The following is a 16,001-nucleotide window of genomic DNA, read 5'->3' as shown; positions in this document are numbered from 1 at the left end:
TAGGAACCACATTGCGCTCTTCAAAATAAAGATGCATTACATCACCATTTTTAGTATTTTTTATTAGATCGAAATGATTAATTAAAAATTCAGGAAGAATAAGTTTGAGTAATTCAAGATAATTGTCGACGTTTTTTTTTACAAAAAACGGAGTTTTATTTCAATTCACACACAACTTTTGAGAATGATCCGTCAAGAGCTTCCCATCTGTGTTTGATTCTGATTTCTTGCAATGCATCTAACGCTAGTTTTTGGATATGGAAACGGTCTATAACCAAAGTAGCGTTTGCGAATGATTTTTTTACGATAAGCCCCATATTAGCTACCATATCCATAACCTTCTTTCTTTGTTTTAGAGGCATCTTGTGGAGTGTTTTTATAACTACATCTGCCATGGTTCCTTTTACCATAGATATTATCGCTCTTTTATTTCCTTTTGCATCTTTATTGGTTAGAATGGTATATAAATCAACGTTGAAAAAAGCGGTCTCGTTTATAGAAAGGTAGCAGCCGATTTTTTTTAAAAACAACAGCCATTGTTATGCGTGTGTCTTTTGACTTCAAGCATTGAAGTCGCTCAAATAATCTTTGTAATGCCTTTACATACTTCTAGGGTTTACACCGTAGAATTTAGATACAATTGCTGTGCCACTAGTATCATTACGTATAGAGTTCTTTTAAAAAATCAGCGAAATCGCTGGTAATTTTAGTTCTTTTGTTACTAATGGCCAATTTCTTGTAACTATTTCGCTTGTGTTTTCATCAATCTGTAGAAAAACATTCTTTATAAGTTTTAAAAAGTCTTAAACGACCCCTTAGTGAAAAGCCTTTAGAGTAAAACTTCGCCTCACTTTAGCCGTCAGGAAATATATTGCGGTCAGTAAAATAGAAATGGAACGTTTTTCCTTCTCTTATGTTTTGTCAATTCGAAATAGTTAATAAGTGCTTCCGGAAGTAATAGCTTTGTCCTGAATAATAACGCGTCTGATAACATTAAAAATTTTCCTACAAAGTACAATCGTTTTTATAGTTTCAAAAGTTTTGAGAATTATTCCAAAAAACCCGATATTCTATCAGTACTTTCAATATTAAAACTTTTATACAGCACTTTCTAATAGGATACCCTCTACTTTTATTGAAAAATGTATTTAATATTGATAGCTTATCTCATAAAGAATTTCAGTGAGATAGGAGGTTCATTTATTAATAGAGCATACCATTCCAGTTAAATTAAATCAATTAAAAGAGTGATGTTCAAATCAGCCTATAATTGATGAATTGAATAAATCACTCTTCCTAAATGTAAAAACAACTATGGTTTCATTCCTGTTTTATCTACTGTAATGGAATTTGGAAAACGTGTTGCATAACGAAGAACGTAGTAACCTAAAACACCACTCACCAAGGAAGCAATTAGGATTCCCATTTTTGCTTCTTCCTTAATTAAATTATCGTCAAAAGAAAGATTTACAATAAATAAAGACATCGTAAATCCTATTCCGCATAATAGAGACATTCCAAAAAATAATTTCCAAACTTCCTTCGAACTCGGCATTTCTTTATAAAAGAATTTGAGTAAAATCCATATACCGAATAATATCCCAACAGGTTTTCCTATTAATAGTCCAAAAATTGTTCCCCAAGTTATCGATATATGTAATGCCTCACTTAAAATTTCAGAATCAAATAGAATTCCGGCGTTAACAAAGGCAAATAAAGGCATTATAAAGAAATACACAGGGCCGTGCAATTTACGTTCTAACCGCTTTAAAGGAGACTCCATTTCACGCTGTGTTTTCTCTAAGAAATAGTGTGCTTGAGACGACGTTCCTTCTAGTGAAACGTCTTTAGCGTTTAAAAATAATTTGAAACCGCGCTTTGCAAAATTTTTAATTTTATCAAGTTCCCATTCTCTATTTAAAGGAATTGTAAACGCTAAAATAACACCTGCTATAGTGGCGTGAATACCAGAAGATAAAACCGCCCACCATAATATGAAACCTACAAATAAGTAGGGCGTTAGGCCGTTTACCTTTCTGTAATTAAAGATTAAAAGAACAACGGTACACCCTAAGGCAATACCTAAGGAGGGCCAGTAAATCTGATCGGTATAAAAGAAAGCAATAACTAAAACGGCAATTAAATCATCGACCACAGCAATGGTGGTGATAAAAACTTTTGCCCAAGATGGGATTCTAGGTCCTAAAATTGCTAAAATACCAATTACAAAAGCAATGTCTGTTGCCATAGGAATTGCCCACCCATCAATATATTTTGTACCACTATTAAAAGCAAAGAAAATTAATGCTGGAAATACGGCACCACTTATCGCAGCTACTACTGGAAACACCGCCGATTTAAACGAGCGCAAACGTCCAAATTTTAATTCACTTTTGATCTCTAATCCTACTAGCAGAAAAAACAAGGCCATTAAACCATCGTTAACCCAATGATGTAAAGACTTTGAAATGAATAAATTGTCGAAACCTAAACTGAATTTTAGGTGCATCATCATTTGATAAAAAGAACTTAAAGGGGTATTGGCTACTATTAACGCAAGCACTGTGGCGCATATTAATAGAATTCCGGTTGCAGAGTCTTTTTTAAAAAAAGAGCTCAGAATTTGAGACAACTTATTCATTCGTTAACGGATACGTTTTACTTTATTTATAATAATTGTTATGACAGTTATTGAGCACAGATGTGTCTCTCAAAGAGAAAACAAAACACCAAAATTCAAGTAGAATTTTAATGATTTAATTATGTTTTTCAATGTGTTTTTTCGAAAAGCATCTCAATACTTACAAGATACTAAAAGGAGAATTAATTTAAGAATGTGGACGTACCAAGTTAGCTATTTTATCATTTTATTAACTAAATATGGAGTCTTTTGAGAGTATGGGTACTCTTTAATAAAAAAAAAGCCTCGTGTAAAAAATGCAACACGAGGCTTTACTATTATATAAAGTGTGTTTTAACCGTTCATTGAGATTAAAAACTCTTCGTTGTTTCTAGTTTGTTTAAAACGTTGGTTTATAAATTCCATAGCTTCAACCGGGTTCATATCTGCAAGATATTTACGCATAACCCACATACGTTGTACTGTGCTTTCGTCTAATAAAATGTCATCGCGACGTGTGCTTGATGATGTTAAATCGATAGCAGGGAAGATTCTACGGTTAGAAATTTTACGATCTAATTGTAGCTCCATATTACCAGTACCTTTAAATTCTTCAAAGATTACTTCATCCATTTTAGAGCCTGTTTCGGTAAGCGCTGTTGCTATTATAGTTAACGAGCCTCCATTTTCTATATTTCTAGCGGCACCGAAAAAACGTTTTGGTTTATGTAATGCATTAGAATCAACACCACCACTTAATATTTTTCCAGAAGGGGGTTGTACTGCATTATAAGCTCTTGCTAAACGTGTAATAGAATCTAAGAGAATCACCACATCGTGACCACATTCTACCAATCGTTTTGCTTTTTCTAAAACAATATTAGCAATTTTTACGTGCTCGTGTGCTTCTTTATCAAAAGTTGAAGCAATTACTTCACCACGCACATTACGTTGCATATCGGTTACCTCTTCAGGGCGTTCATCAATTAATAAAATCATTTGATAAACTTCAGGATGGTTTGCTGCAATAGCATTCGCTACATCCTTAAGAAGCATTGTTTTACCCGTTTTTGGTTGCGATACAATCATACCACGCTGCCCTTTTCCTATAGGAGAGAACAAGTCCATAATACGCGTAGAAATAGTACTTTGCTTTTCGGCAAGATTGAATTTTTCTTCCGGAAATAATGGTGTTAAATGTTCGAAAGACACGCGGTCTCTAACCACATCTGGGCTTTGACCATTAATTCTATTGACTTTAATTAACGGAAAATACTTTTCACCTTCTTTTGGAGGTCTAACATTTCCTAAAACAGTATCTCCTGTTTTTAATCCGAATAAACGAATTTGTGATTGTGATACATAAATATCGTCGGGCGATGATAGATAATTATAATCTGACGATCTTAAAAAACCGTAACCATCTTGCATAATATCTAAAACACCTTCGCTTTCAATTATAGCATCGAACTCATAATCGGGTTCTCTATAACGGTTTCTGGTATCTTTGTTACCGTTGTCACCAGGACTGTTTTTGCTTTTACTTTTATTTTGAGAGTTGTCTCTCTTAACAGGACGATTTTGCGATTTATTATCGTTTTTATTATCCTCTTTTTTGTTTTGATGATTGTGAACTGGCTTTTTAGGGGCCGGTTTACGAGACTCTTTAGGAGCCGATTTCGTTTCAAGTTTTGAAATTTCTTTCGGTGCTTCTGTTGTACTGCTCTCTTTTTTAGAGTCTTCTTTAAAAGCTAAAGTGCTTTCATCCTCTTTATCATTTGTCGTATCAGTCGCACTCTCTATAGTAGATTCTTTAACGTTTGTTTTTTTCTTTAAAGGCGCTTTACGTTGTACGCGAGCTCTTTTAGGAGTTTCTTTATCGGTCTCTATATTTTCGTCTATTTTAACTTCTTTCACAGCATTTGGGTTCGCTGCTTGTAGATCTAATATTTGATATACTAAATCTAATTTTTTTAGTGTGCGGAATTTTGGTACACTTAGTTTTTTAGCTATATCCTGTAGTTCAGGAAGCTTCATTTCTTTTAATTGTGAGATTTCAAACATTGAGTTGTTGAAATGAATATTTTTTAAATATTTAAGTTGAAATATTTCCCAGAGAAAATATACTATTTATTGAAGAATTAATATCTTGCTAACGTGATTGTTGCAAATTATTACTGCAATTATACAACTTTATTTTATTTTTTTTTATAAAAATTACAAAAGAAACTATATTTTTGTGCCAGATAATTACCATTTAAATAAATGATTCAACGCATACAGACATTATACTTATTATTGGCCGCCTCCGTTTCTGGCGGGTTAATTTTTGCGTTGTATTTATGGATTACTACCGCTGGTATTAAAGTCTTTGCAATAGATAATTTAACCTATTTCGCAATGTTTATGGCCTCTGCAGTATTATCTTTGGTATCTATATTTATGTACAATAATAGGAAGTCTCAATTCGTCGTGGGACGACTAAACATCATATTAAACTTTATTTTACTAGGATTACTTGTATATCAATCTCTAAGCATATCTGGAGGAACTAACGTTTCAGAGAAAGGTATTGGGATTTTCTTGCCTATTGTGTCTATCGTGTTATTAGCATTAGCTAATAAGGCCATCAAGAAGGATGAAGATCTTGTAAAATCTGTAGATCGATTACGATAAACCTAACATCTTAGTAGTATTAGTGCGTGAGCCCAAGGTGAAGATCTTGGGCTTTTTTATGCTGTTTACCTAAATAATTGTAATGGTTATTAATGTTTCGGGAATTCTATAACTTCTAAATTAGCAATTGTGTCCCCAGAAATCGTAAAACGTAACATTGTGCGCACATTATGAAACCCGTGTTTACCAATAGCTCCCGGATTCATATGTAATAGATTAAGCTTTTTATCGGGCATTACCTTTAAAATATGAGAATGGCCACAAATAAATAATTTAGGTGGATTTTTCTGGATTTCCTCGCGAATACGCAGGTCATACTTGTTAGGGTAACCGCCAATATGTGTTATCCATACAGCGACACCTTCACACATAAAACGATTGTTTTCTGGAAATTCTAAACGGGCTTTATCATCGTCGATATTACCGTAAACGCCGCGTAGTGGTTTTAGTTTTTTTATTTCATCGGTAACCTCTAAGTTGCCAATGTCACCGGCGTGCCACACCTCGTCAGCTTGTTTTACGTATTTTAAAATAGCAGCGTCTATATAGCTATGGGTATCAGAAAGTAAAAGTATTTTTTTCATAATCGTATTCTAAATATCAACATTACTGCGATATTCTCAAGGTTAAAAAAGTAGCGGTCTTTTAATATAAATTTAGGATTTCTTTAGTAAGAAAAACAAGTATCTTTGTAGTCTTAATTATTTACAAAAATAGCACAATACTTGCGATATTTTATAGAACTCTCATATAATGGTAAAGCTTATCACGGTTGGCAAATTCAACCCAACGCAATCACTGTACAGGAAGTTTTAAATAAAGGCTTGTCGTTACTATTAAGAACTACTATTACAACAATGGGAGCAGGACGTACCGATGCTGGCGTGCACGCTTTACAAATGTTTGCACATTTTGAAATACATATGTCTTTTGAAACTGAAACACTTCAGCATAAATTAAATTCGTATTTACCACAGGATATTGTCATTCATTCTATTTTTAAGGTAAACGCTGAAGCACACACACGTTTTGATGCCTTAAGTCGCGCTTACATTTATCGTATTGCAATTCGCAAAAATGCGTTTATTAACGAGCAAACGTATTTCTTAAAACCCCAATTGGATATCGAGAAACTAAAAAAAGCTTCAAAAATTCTATTGGAGTATAAAGATTTTCAATGTTTTTCTAAAAGTAATACAGATGTAAAAACGTATCATTGCGATATTATGCAAGCGGAATGGCAAATTATTGGCGACGAACTTCAGTTTACTATTAAGGCCAATCGGTTTTTACGAAATATGGTGCGCGCCATAGTGGGCTCCTTAATAAACATAGGGGTTGGGAAATTAGAGGTTAGCGATATGCATAAAATCATCCAATCTAAAAGTAGGAGTGAAGCCGGTTTTTCGGTACCCGCTCGAGCGCTGTATTTAAGCGAAATTATATATCCAGAATCTATTTATTTAAATGAATAAACCTAAAGAAAAAATACTCGATCTCTCCTTATTTAAAAGGTTGTTTCAGTTTATAAAACCATATAGAAAGGTATTTATAGGTGTCCTTTTATCGGTGGTTTTAATTGCCTTATTAAGTGCAGCATCACCGTTTATTTTAAGTTATGCTATAGACGAAAATGTAGCGCAAAAAAAAGAAGAAGGCTTTTTGTTTTTTGTGATTTTAATGATTGCAATGTTACTTTTGGAAACTGTTTTTCAATTTCTATTTATTTTTTATGCCGCATGGTTGGGGCAAAGTGTGGTAAAAGACGTGCGTGTCATGTTATTTAACCACATGCTGAAATTTAAGATGAAGTATTATGATAATTCTTCTGTAGGGACATTAATTACTAGAGCGGTAACCGATATGGAGCGTATTGCCGATATTTTCGGACAAGGGCTCTTTATGATTGCTCGCGATTTACTGGTTATGATTGTGGTTTCTGGCCTAATGATTTTTATGAATTGGCAATTAAGTCTTATCGTTTTTATAACCTTACCAATTGTTTTGTATGCAACAAGACTGTTTCAGAAGTATATGAAAAGAGCTTTTGAAGAAGTGCGTACCGAAGTGTCCAATTTAAATTCTTTTGTTCAAGAGCGTGTTACTGGAATGAAAATACTTCAGTTATTTACGCGAGAAACTACCGAATATAATAAATTTAAAGCCATTAACGAGCGCCATAAGGCAGGCTGGTTGAAAACCATTTGGTATAACTCTATTTTCTTCCCGATTCCAGAATTATTATCGTCTGTAGCTCTTGGTTTAGTGGTGTGGTATGGCGGATTAAACATTGTTCTAGAAGGCACAGCAACGCAGGGTGATTTATTTGCCTTTGTAATGATGATTCCTAAGTTATTTAGACCATTACGACAAATAGCCGATAAATTTAATACCCTACAAATGGGTATGGTCGCTGCAAAGCGCGTGTTTAAGGTAATTGATACAACTTCGCAAATTAATGATGAAGGTACTATTGAAGCAGAAAACTTTAAAGGCGATATCAGTTTTAAAGACGTTACCTTTAGTTATATTGATAATGAATTGGTTTTAAAGGGAATTAACTTTGAGGTGAAAGCAGGAGAAACTGTTGCTATCGTGGGTGCGACGGGTGCAGGGAAATCAACAATTATTAATTTACTAAATCGTTTTTACGAAATTAATAGTGGTGTTATTACCGTTGATACTATTAATATTAAAGACGTCACTTTAGCGTCATTACGCTCGCGAATAGCGGTGGTTTTACAAGATGTGTTTCTGTTTGCTGATACGGTATTAGCGAACATTACCTTAAATAATCCAGAGGTTTCTGAAACGGTAGTACAGCAAGCAGCAAAAGATATTGGTATCCACGATTTTATAATGAGTTTACCTGGTGGTTACCATTATAATGTAAAAGAAAGAGGGGCAATGTTGTCTTCTGGACAGCGCCAGTTAATTTCTTTTTTACGCGCGTATGTTACAAACCCGAGTATTTTAATTTTAGATGAAGCCACGTCGTCTGTAGATTCTTATTCGGAGCAATTAATTCAAAACGCGACAGATAAGATCACGAAAGGCAGAACGTCTATTGTAATAGCACACCGTTTGGCAACGATTCAAAAAGCAGATAAAATAATTGTAATGGATTCTGGTAATATTGTTGAACAAGGCACGCATAGCGAACTGCTTAAAAATGACAATGGATATTATAGAAATCTATACGAAGTTCAGTTTTTAAAGGCGGAAGAGGTAAAGTAATCGTTAATCCAAATCCTCTTTTATAATCGCTATTAAATCTGCGATGTTATCAAAGGGTAAGAAATCACCATTTTTAAAACACGAAATTTGCCCCGTTTCTTCACTTACAGCAATCGCAATCGCATCGGTACGTTCGGTAATTCCTACAGCTGCACGGTGACGTAAACCAAAACGTTGTGGTATTGTTTTTTCATTATTCACTGGTAAAATAACACGTGTCGCCTTGACAATATTATTTTCTATAATAATGGCACCATCATGAAGCGGACTATTTTTAAAGAAGATACTTTCTATAATAGGTTGGGTAACGGTTATATTCATTTCGTCTCCCGTATTTATTAAAAAATCTAAATTATTATTACGCTCCAAAACAATTAAGGCTCCCGTTCTTGTCGACGCCATTTTAGTACACGCCGCTATAATAGTTTCGATATCAGTATTCGAGATGCCTTCGGTTTTAAAGAACTTTAACTGACTTAAAAATTTGCGTTTTGCTCCAAAATTTGTGGAGCCAATCATCAATAAAAATTTTCTAATTTCCTGCTGAAAAACCACTATAAGCGCAAACATACCTACACTAATAAAACCACCAAGAATATTACTTAATAGTTGCATTTGAAGCGCTTGTGTTATTTTCCAGATAATGTAAATAATAACAATACCAATAAAAATATTTATGGCCACGGTACCGCGAACCAATTTGTAAACATAATATAGCAGGAGCGCAACCAGCACAACATCTATAATATCTACTAAACTAAAATTTAAAATGGTATCGAAAATTTCCAAGCGGTTGTTGTTTTAAGTGGGGTTTAAATTTAATTAAAGATAAATTCATTTTTGCTAATAGCTAAATTATCACTCTTTAAATTTGAAAGTTTAGATTTTATAGTGATGTAATCTTGAAATGTCACCTTGGAATTGAAGTTTAAAGTGAAGTGTTTCAATGTCGAAGAACTCGATGCTAATTGTTGTATACTATCTAATAAATCGTCGCTTTTAAGATTGATAATTTTATGATTTACCGAATGAATAGCAATGCTATCCACTTTAAAAATAGTAACGGCATAACGACCTTCTGTTGTGTCGGGCGTGTTATTTCTAGAGTATACGACATCGGTAAAATCTATAAATCCTAAATTTTTAATAGAGGTATCGTTACAAGTAAAAAAGTTTTTTGCGCTTTCATTTTTATGCATTCCTGCGCCGCGTTTTTTTTCTTGCAATGTAATTATAGAAGGTAAAGCTTGTTTCAGCGTTAAACGTCGGTCAATATTTACCAACCAATTGGTTGATATTATAAGACTTTTTCGGTTTAATTCTACACTGTCTTTTTGCGTTTCATTATAAAAAATATAGGCCGGAGAAACATCGGTGATCTCTGTAATCGCCGCCCCGTTAATTTCTGGAAGTAATACCGATTTGTCTTCGGAGCAAGCGCTGAAAAATAGAAGCGCGAGGCAAACTAATAACTGTTTCATTTAGGTGTGTAATTGATGGTGTAACGTAATGGCTTCAAAAGCTTCTTTAACATCGTGTGCACGTAAAATATGAGCGCCTCTTTCCAGAGCAATCATATGTAAGGCCGTTGTGCCATTCAAAGCGTATTTGGGTGTTGTATTAAGCGTTTTGTAAATCATAGATTTTCTAGAGATACCGGCAAGCAAAGGTAAGTCTGTAATTTTAAAATCGTCTAATTTATTGAGTAATTCGAAATTCTGAGCGGTAGTTTTAGCAAATCCAAAGCCAGGATCTAAAATAATATCGTTAACCCCTAAAGCACGAGCAGCTTGAATACGCTCCGAAAAATAAAGCAGTATGTCTTTTAGTAAATCATCATATTCGGTTTGCTGCTGCATTGTTTGTGGCGTTCCGCGCATATGCATCATAATATAGGGCACGTTATAGTCGGCAATAGTTTTTAGCATATTCACGTCTAAATGGCCAGCCGAAATATCGTTTATTATAGCCGCTCCCGCTGCAATGGCGTGTTTGGCAACTTCAGCTCTAAAGGTATCCACCGATAAAATAATATCCGGAAAGCTTTCAACCAATACTTTAATAACAGGAATAATACGCTCGAGTTCTTCGTTTGTGCTAACAGTGGTCGCATTTGGTTTGGAGCTGTAGGCACCGATATCTATAAAAGTGGCACCTTCAGAAAGCATTTTTTCTACCTGTTTAAGGCAATGTGAGTCGCTGTTATAAGCGCCGCCATCAAAAAAAGAATCGGGCGTAACGTTAAGAATGCCCATTACTTTCGGCGACGAAATATCTACCAATTTCCCATTACAATTTAAAGTCATTTGTGCTATTATATATGGTGTTTATAAGGCTTAAGAAAAGTTTAAACCATAAACGTTGAACATTTGAAAAAATTAAGCGAAATTTACACAAAATTCAATTAGTTTATGCAAAATACGTCAAAACAATACGATGCTGTAATAAATACTTGTCGCGCCTTGTTTACAAACAAAATGACTGATTATGGTAGCGCTTGGAGAATTTTAAGATTACCGTCGCTTACCGATCAAATTTTTATAAAAGCACAACGCATTCGAGGACTTCAGCAAAACGGCGTAAGAAAGGTAGATGAAGGCGAACAAAGTGAGTTTATAGGTATAATAAACTACTCCGTAATGGCGTTAATTCAATTGGAGAAAGGCGTGGTGGAGCAACCCGATTTAACAACCGAAGAAGCGACCATTTTATACGACGAAAAAGTAGCGCTAACCAAAACGCTAATGCAAAATAAAAATCACGATTACGGTGAAGCGTGGCGCGATATGCGAGTAAGCTCGTTAACCGATTTGATTTTGCAGAAATTATTACGCGTAAAGCAAATTGAAGACAATTCAGGAAAAACAATAGTAAGCGAAGGTATAGATGCTAATTATCAAGATATAATTAACTATGCTATTTTTGCATTAATACATTTAAAAGAAGAATAAAATTATGAGAATATTAGTAGGTTTTTGCCGCATTTTTGTCGGTATATTTTTTATCATTTCAGGATTCATCAAATTAAATGACCCTATAGGGTTTGCTTTTAAATTAGAAGAGTATTTTGGGGCAACGGTATTAGATTTACCGTTTTTTATGCCCTATGCTTTGGGGATATCTGTTATAGTAGTCGTTTTAGAAGTGCTTTTAGGCCTCTTTTTAATCCTTGGGTATAAACCTAAATTTACAATATGGAGTTTGTTGTTGATGATTGTTTTCTTTACCTTCTTAACCTTCTATTCTGCATATTTCGATAAAGTAAAAGACTGCGGATGTTTTGGCGATGCTATGGCCATGACACCTTGGGAGAGTTTTACTAAGGATGCTGTTCTATTGGTTTTAATACTTATTGTTTTTGCTGGCCAAAAATATATAAAACCGTTCTTTAATAATTTTGCAACAACACTTATTGCGTTGGTTGGTTTTATAGCGTCTTTAGGCTTTGCTTACCAAGTGTTAATGCACTTACCGTCAATCGATTTTAGACCGTATAGATTAGGGGCAAATATTCAACAAAATATGTCTGTTCCAGACGATGCACCACAAGCGATTATAGAATACACGTATGTATTTAATGTAAATGGTAAAGAAGAAAAACATACCGTAACGGAAGGCTATCCAGAGGTAGATGGCGAATTAGTACGCGTAGAGACCAATACAATTAGAGATGCTTACGAACCGCCAATTCACGATTTCTCTATAGAAAAAGATGGTGAAGATTTTACGGCAGAAATTCTAGAATTAGACAATGTGATCTTAATTGTCGCTTATAATTTAAGAAAAGCTGAGGCTGAAGGATTAAAAATTATTAAAACAGCAACCGATAAAGCGATTGCTAATGGTTACGACGTTATTGGTTTAACGGCAACGGGAGCAGAAGAACAAAAGGCTATTAAGGAGCATTACAACTTAAATTTTGATTTTTATTTCTGTGATGAAACGGCGTTAAAGACGATTGTTCGTTCTAATCCGGGCGTTTTAAAATTAAAAAAAGGAACCGTTATTCAGAAAATGCACTTCAATGATCTCGATCAATTAGAGTTACCAGAAGTAAAAAGAGCTCCGGAACCAAAACCAATAGTAGAATCACCATTTATAACTGAAGACGTAGATAATACTTTGTTTTTATTAGACGGAGAAGAAGTAACATTAGCAGAACTTGACGCTATAGATGCTGAAACTATTGAAGCTGTAAATGTGATTAAAGATACTATGCAAATTAAAGAGATAACCACAAAGAATTACACGAGTGTTATTCAAGTAACCCTTAAAGATTAACTCGTATAATTGGTATCTTATTTTTTAAATAAAACATTTTATGCACTCCTTACTTTATTTGGAGTAGTGACCGTGATTTTTTTTCTGTTTAATGTTCTTCCTGGCGACCCAGCACAGATGATGTTGGGTCAAAATGAAGACAGTGAGCAATTGGCTATCGTTAAGCGAAAATATGGTTTCGATAAACCTATTAGTACGCAGTATTTTTATTACTTAAACGATGTGTCACCCATTTCGTTGCATTCCAACTCACCCGATGACTATACGTATTTGTCGCCAGATAAATATACAGCGGCACAACTGTTTACTCTAGGAGATATAACCACGGTTATAAAATTTCCGTATTTAAGAGAATCGTTTACCAAGCAAGGTAAAAAAGTAAGTCAGGTATTAGCGGAAACCTTACCCAATACGTTTGTATTGGCTATTTCGGCTATTATCATAGCTTTAGTTCTAGGGATTTTTTTAGGTGTTATTTCGGCCTTATATAAAAACACGTTTTTAGATAAAGTTATTCAAATTACGAGTACGATTGGTATGAGTGTACCCTCATTTTTTAGCGCTATTGTGTTTGCTTGGGTTTTTGGTTTCGTTTTACATAAATACACCAATTTAGAGATGACCGGTAGCTTATTAGAGCTTGACGATTATGGCGAGTCTATGCATATAAAATGGAAAAACTTAATTTTGCCAGCCATTGTTTTAGGAATTAGGCCCCTTGCCGTAGTTATACAATTAATGCGAAATTCGCTTCTAGAAGTCTTAAACCAAGATTATATCCGCACCGCGAGAGCCAAGGGATTAAGCGAGTTTCAAATTATTAAATCGCACGCCATTAAAAATGCAATGAACCCTGTGGTTACTGCTATTTCAGGTTGGTTTGCCTCAATGTTAGCTGGGGCTGTTTTTGTAGAATATATCTTTGGATGGAATGGTTTAGGAAAAGAAATAGTAAATGCGTTAAATACCTTAGATTTGCCAGTTATAATGGGCGCGGTATTAATCATCGCTTTACTCTTTATAATAATTAATATTTTTGTAGATATCATATACGCTTGGTTAGATCCCAAAGTAAAACTTCAATAACATAACGATGAGAAAACATATTGTAGCCGGAAACTGGAAAATGAATAACGATTTAGCACAATCAGTAGCTTTAATCTCAGATTTAAAAAGACAAAATCAAACCTCGACTGCAGAGGTTATGATTGCGCCAACATTTACTAACTTATGGCACACCACCGAAAACCTAAAAAGTAGCCCAATAGAGGTTATTGCTCAAAATATGCATTTCGCTAAAAACGGAGCATATACTGGAGAAGTAAGTGCCGAAATGTTAAAAAGTATTGGTGTTAATACCGTTATTCTAGGCCATAGCGAACGTCGTGCTTATTTTAATGAAACCGACGAGATGCTAGCAAAAAAAGTAGATACTGCACTAGAAAGTGAAATGCGTTTTATTTTCTGTTTTGGTGAAGAATTGTCCGACCGACAAGCGAATACCCAAGAAACGGTGGTCGCTAATCAAATAAAAAAAGCTTTATTTCACCTAAAAGCTTCCGCTTTTAAGAATATTGTTTTGGCTTACGAACCCGTTTGGGCTATTGGTACTGGCGAAACTGCGAGTCCAGATCAAGCGCAGGAGATGCACCAATTTATACGTAAAACGTTACGTGATACCTACGGCGACAGCGTGGCAAACGATATGTCTATTTTATATGGCGGTAGCGTAAAGCCGGCCAATGCTAAAGAGATATTTTCTAAGCCAGATGTCGATGGTGGTTTAATTGGAGGCGCCGCTTTAAAAGCCGAAGATTTTTACGCTATTGTTAATGCCTTTTAGAGCGTTAACATAAGGGGTAGGTTTTTACACCTCGCTTACGATAGTAATTTTAAAATTAATAAGGAAAGAGTAATCTTCCTCGCAAATGCAAGGAAAGTATTCACTAATAAAAGGGAAATTAAATGTCTAATACAATTTATATCGGGTATTATTTTACAGTAAAACCTATAGAATCTGCAGTCGAAATATTAATTGCCGAATTAGGCTATGCAGGCTTCGAAAGCTTTGTAGAAACCGAAACAGGGGTAACAGCCTACATTCAAAAAGAGGAGTGGCACGAGGATATTTTAAAAGATATTTTTGTCTTACAATCGGATGAGTTTGAGATTTCGTACACGCACGAAGATATAGAACCAGTAAATTGGAATGTAGAGTGGGAGAAAAATTTTAATCCTATCGTGGTAGACGATTTGTGTTCTGTGCGTGCACCATTTCATGCTAAGCCAGAGACGATATACGATATTATTATCGAGCCTAAGATGAGCTTTGGTACTGGGCACCACGAAACTACACATATGATGCTTCAGCACCTTTTAACGGCCGACGTTAAAGATAAAACGGTGTTGGATATGGGCTGCGGAACAGGAGTGTTAGCCATTTTGGCAGCCTTAAGAGGTGCTAAACAGATTGACGCTATCGATATAGATAACTGGTGTTATGTAAACAGTTTAGAGAATATAGAGCGTAATAATGTGCCACACGTAAACGTCTACGAAGGCGATGCAAGCCTTTTAGATAACAAACATTACGATGTTATTATTGCGAATATAAATCGAAATATTTTATTAAACGATATAAAAATTTATGCGAATTGTCTGAATGAAAATGGAACATTATATCTCAGTGGTTTTTACGATATTGATAGTGCTAGTATTGAAAAAGAATGTAATAAAAATGGCCTAGTTTTTGAGTCTAAGTTAGAACGTAATAATTGGGTTGCGTTACAATTTAAAAATTAACACATTAGTACAAATAATTGATTATGAGTACAAAAGAAAAGGTTTTAGAGAAGATTAAAGTAGAAAAGCAAGAGAAAAAAGACAATGAGATTGTTTTGTATAATGACGAAGTAAATACTTTCGATTACGTTATAGATACGCTTATTTATGCTTGCGATCATACGCCAGAACAAGCAGAACAATGTTCTCTTTTAGTACATTATAAAGGACAATGTACAGTAAAAACGGGAGACCTTAAAGATTTAGAGCCGCGCTGCTCTAAACTATTGCAAGCCGGACTCAGCGCAGAAATAATATAACACACAAACTAAAAAAGCAGTAATTTTTAATTACTGCTTTTTTTTTACAGTAGATTATAAACTCTATAGTATCTAATAAAAAGTAG

The 16,001-nt window shown here is 34.5% G+C and carries 16 protein-coding genes; 9 read left to right on the top strand and 7 right to left on the bottom strand.

Annotation, left to right across the window (positions count from 1 at the left end; all coding sequences use genetic code 11):
- Positions 1 to 155 precede the first annotated feature (155 nt).
- From ES676_RS01650 to rho, 3 genes are all read right to left on the bottom strand, one after another.
- Positions 156 to 530 carry a transposase gene (locus tag ES676_RS01650; protein WP_170234402.1) on the bottom strand — a complete coding sequence of 125 codons (375 nt, stop codon included), beginning with the start codon at positions 528 to 530 and terminating at the stop codon, positions 156 to 158.
- Positions 531 to 1,312: 782 nt separating this feature from the next.
- Entirely contained in the window at positions 1,313 to 2,641 is a 1,329-nt protein-coding gene (gene nhaA, locus ES676_RS01645; protein ID WP_148368287.1) for a Na+/H+ antiporter NhaA, read from the bottom strand.
- A 333-nt stretch (positions 2,642 to 2,974) separates the two neighbouring features.
- Positions 2,975 to 4,684 carry a transcription termination factor Rho gene (gene rho / locus ES676_RS01640; RefSeq protein WP_148368286.1) on the bottom strand — a complete coding sequence of 570 codons (1,710 nt, stop codon included), beginning with the start codon at positions 4,682 to 4,684 and terminating at the stop codon, positions 2,975 to 2,977.
- Positions 4,685 to 4,885: 201 nt separating this feature from the next.
- Between rho and ES676_RS01635 the strand changes: the two genes are divergently transcribed.
- Positions 4,886 to 5,296, top strand: a complete 411-nt coding sequence (locus tag ES676_RS01635; RefSeq protein ID WP_148368285.1) for a DUF4293 domain-containing protein — start codon at positions 4,886 to 4,888, stop codon at positions 5,294 to 5,296.
- An 89-nt stretch (positions 5,297 to 5,385) separates the two neighbouring features.
- Here ES676_RS01635 and ES676_RS01630 read toward each other — a convergent pair whose 3' ends face one another.
- Entirely contained in the window at positions 5,386 to 5,880 is a 495-nt protein-coding gene (locus ES676_RS01630) for a metallophosphoesterase family protein (protein WP_148368284.1), read from the bottom strand.
- Between the two features lie 141 nt (positions 5,881 to 6,021).
- On the opposite strand from ES676_RS01630, the gene truA reads away from it, so the two are divergent.
- A complete protein-coding gene (gene truA, locus ES676_RS01625) occupies positions 6,022 to 6,771 on the top strand; it encodes a tRNA pseudouridine(38-40) synthase TruA (protein WP_148368283.1) in 750 nt (249 codons plus the stop codon).
- Positions 6,764 to 8,533, top strand: a complete 1,770-nt coding sequence (locus ES676_RS01620) for an ABC transporter ATP-binding protein (protein ID WP_148368282.1) — start codon at positions 6,764 to 6,766, stop codon at positions 8,531 to 8,533. The genes truA and ES676_RS01620 overlap by 8 nt, the downstream gene beginning before the upstream one ends.
- Positions 8,534 to 8,536: 3 nt before the next feature.
- Here the strand turns inward: ES676_RS01620 and cdaA are convergent, their stop codons facing one another.
- Genes cdaA through folP form a run of 3 tightly spaced genes read right to left on the bottom strand, consistent with a single transcriptional unit; the run spans position 8,537 to position 10,839 of the window.
- Complete coding sequence (cdaA, locus tag ES676_RS01615; protein ID WP_148368281.1) at positions 8,537 to 9,322, bottom strand: diadenylate cyclase CdaA; 786 nt, start codon at positions 9,320 to 9,322, stop codon at positions 8,537 to 8,539.
- A 29-nt stretch (positions 9,323 to 9,351) separates the two neighbouring features.
- Positions 9,352 to 10,014: a hypothetical protein gene (locus tag ES676_RS01610; RefSeq protein ID WP_148368280.1), complete on the bottom strand. Its 663-nt coding sequence runs from the start codon at positions 10,012 to 10,014 to the stop codon at positions 9,352 to 9,354.
- Positions 10,015 to 10,839 (bottom strand): dihydropteroate synthase, encoded by an 825-nt coding sequence (gene folP, locus ES676_RS01605; RefSeq protein WP_148368279.1) that lies wholly within the window; start codon positions 10,837 to 10,839, stop codon positions 10,015 to 10,017.
- 105 nt (positions 10,840 to 10,944) lie between these two features.
- Here folP and ES676_RS01600 point away from each other — a divergent pair, with 105 nt between their 5' ends.
- The 6 genes from ES676_RS01600 (at position 10,945) to ES676_RS01575 (ending at position 15,915) form a co-directional block, all read left to right on the top strand.
- On the top strand, positions 10,945 to 11,484 hold the full coding sequence (locus tag ES676_RS01600) for a DUF1599 domain-containing protein (protein WP_148368278.1): 540 nt from the start codon (positions 10,945 to 10,947) through the stop codon (positions 11,482 to 11,484).
- A 4-nt stretch (positions 11,485 to 11,488) separates the two neighbouring features.
- Positions 11,489 to 12,814 carry a BT_3928 family protein gene (locus tag ES676_RS01595; protein WP_148368277.1) on the top strand — a complete coding sequence of 442 codons (1,326 nt, stop codon included), beginning with the start codon at positions 11,489 to 11,491 and terminating at the stop codon, positions 12,812 to 12,814.
- Between the two features lie 9 nt (positions 12,815 to 12,823).
- Positions 12,824 to 13,900 (top strand): ABC transporter permease, encoded by a 1,077-nt coding sequence (locus tag ES676_RS01590; RefSeq protein ID WP_148368276.1) that lies wholly within the window; start codon positions 12,824 to 12,826, stop codon positions 13,898 to 13,900.
- 7 nt (positions 13,901 to 13,907) lie between these two features.
- Complete coding sequence (gene tpiA / locus ES676_RS01585; protein ID WP_148368275.1) at positions 13,908 to 14,657, top strand: triose-phosphate isomerase; 750 nt, start codon at positions 13,908 to 13,910, stop codon at positions 14,655 to 14,657.
- Between the two features lie 122 nt (positions 14,658 to 14,779).
- A complete protein-coding gene (gene prmA, locus ES676_RS01580) occupies positions 14,780 to 15,616 on the top strand; it encodes a 50S ribosomal protein L11 methyltransferase (protein ID WP_148368274.1) in 837 nt (278 codons plus the stop codon).
- Between the two features lie 23 nt (positions 15,617 to 15,639).
- Complete coding sequence (locus tag ES676_RS01575) at positions 15,640 to 15,915, top strand: ATP-dependent Clp protease adaptor ClpS (protein ID WP_148368273.1); 276 nt, start codon at positions 15,640 to 15,642, stop codon at positions 15,913 to 15,915.
- The last annotated feature ends 86 nt before the right edge of the window (positions 15,916 to 16,001 follow it).

The organism is Bizionia saleffrena, from assembly GCF_008086175.1.
Taxonomy (GTDB): Bacteria; Bacteroidota; Bacteroidia; order Flavobacteriales; family Flavobacteriaceae; genus Bizionia; species Bizionia saleffrena.
This window is presented reverse-complemented; position numbering and strand designations above follow the sequence as displayed.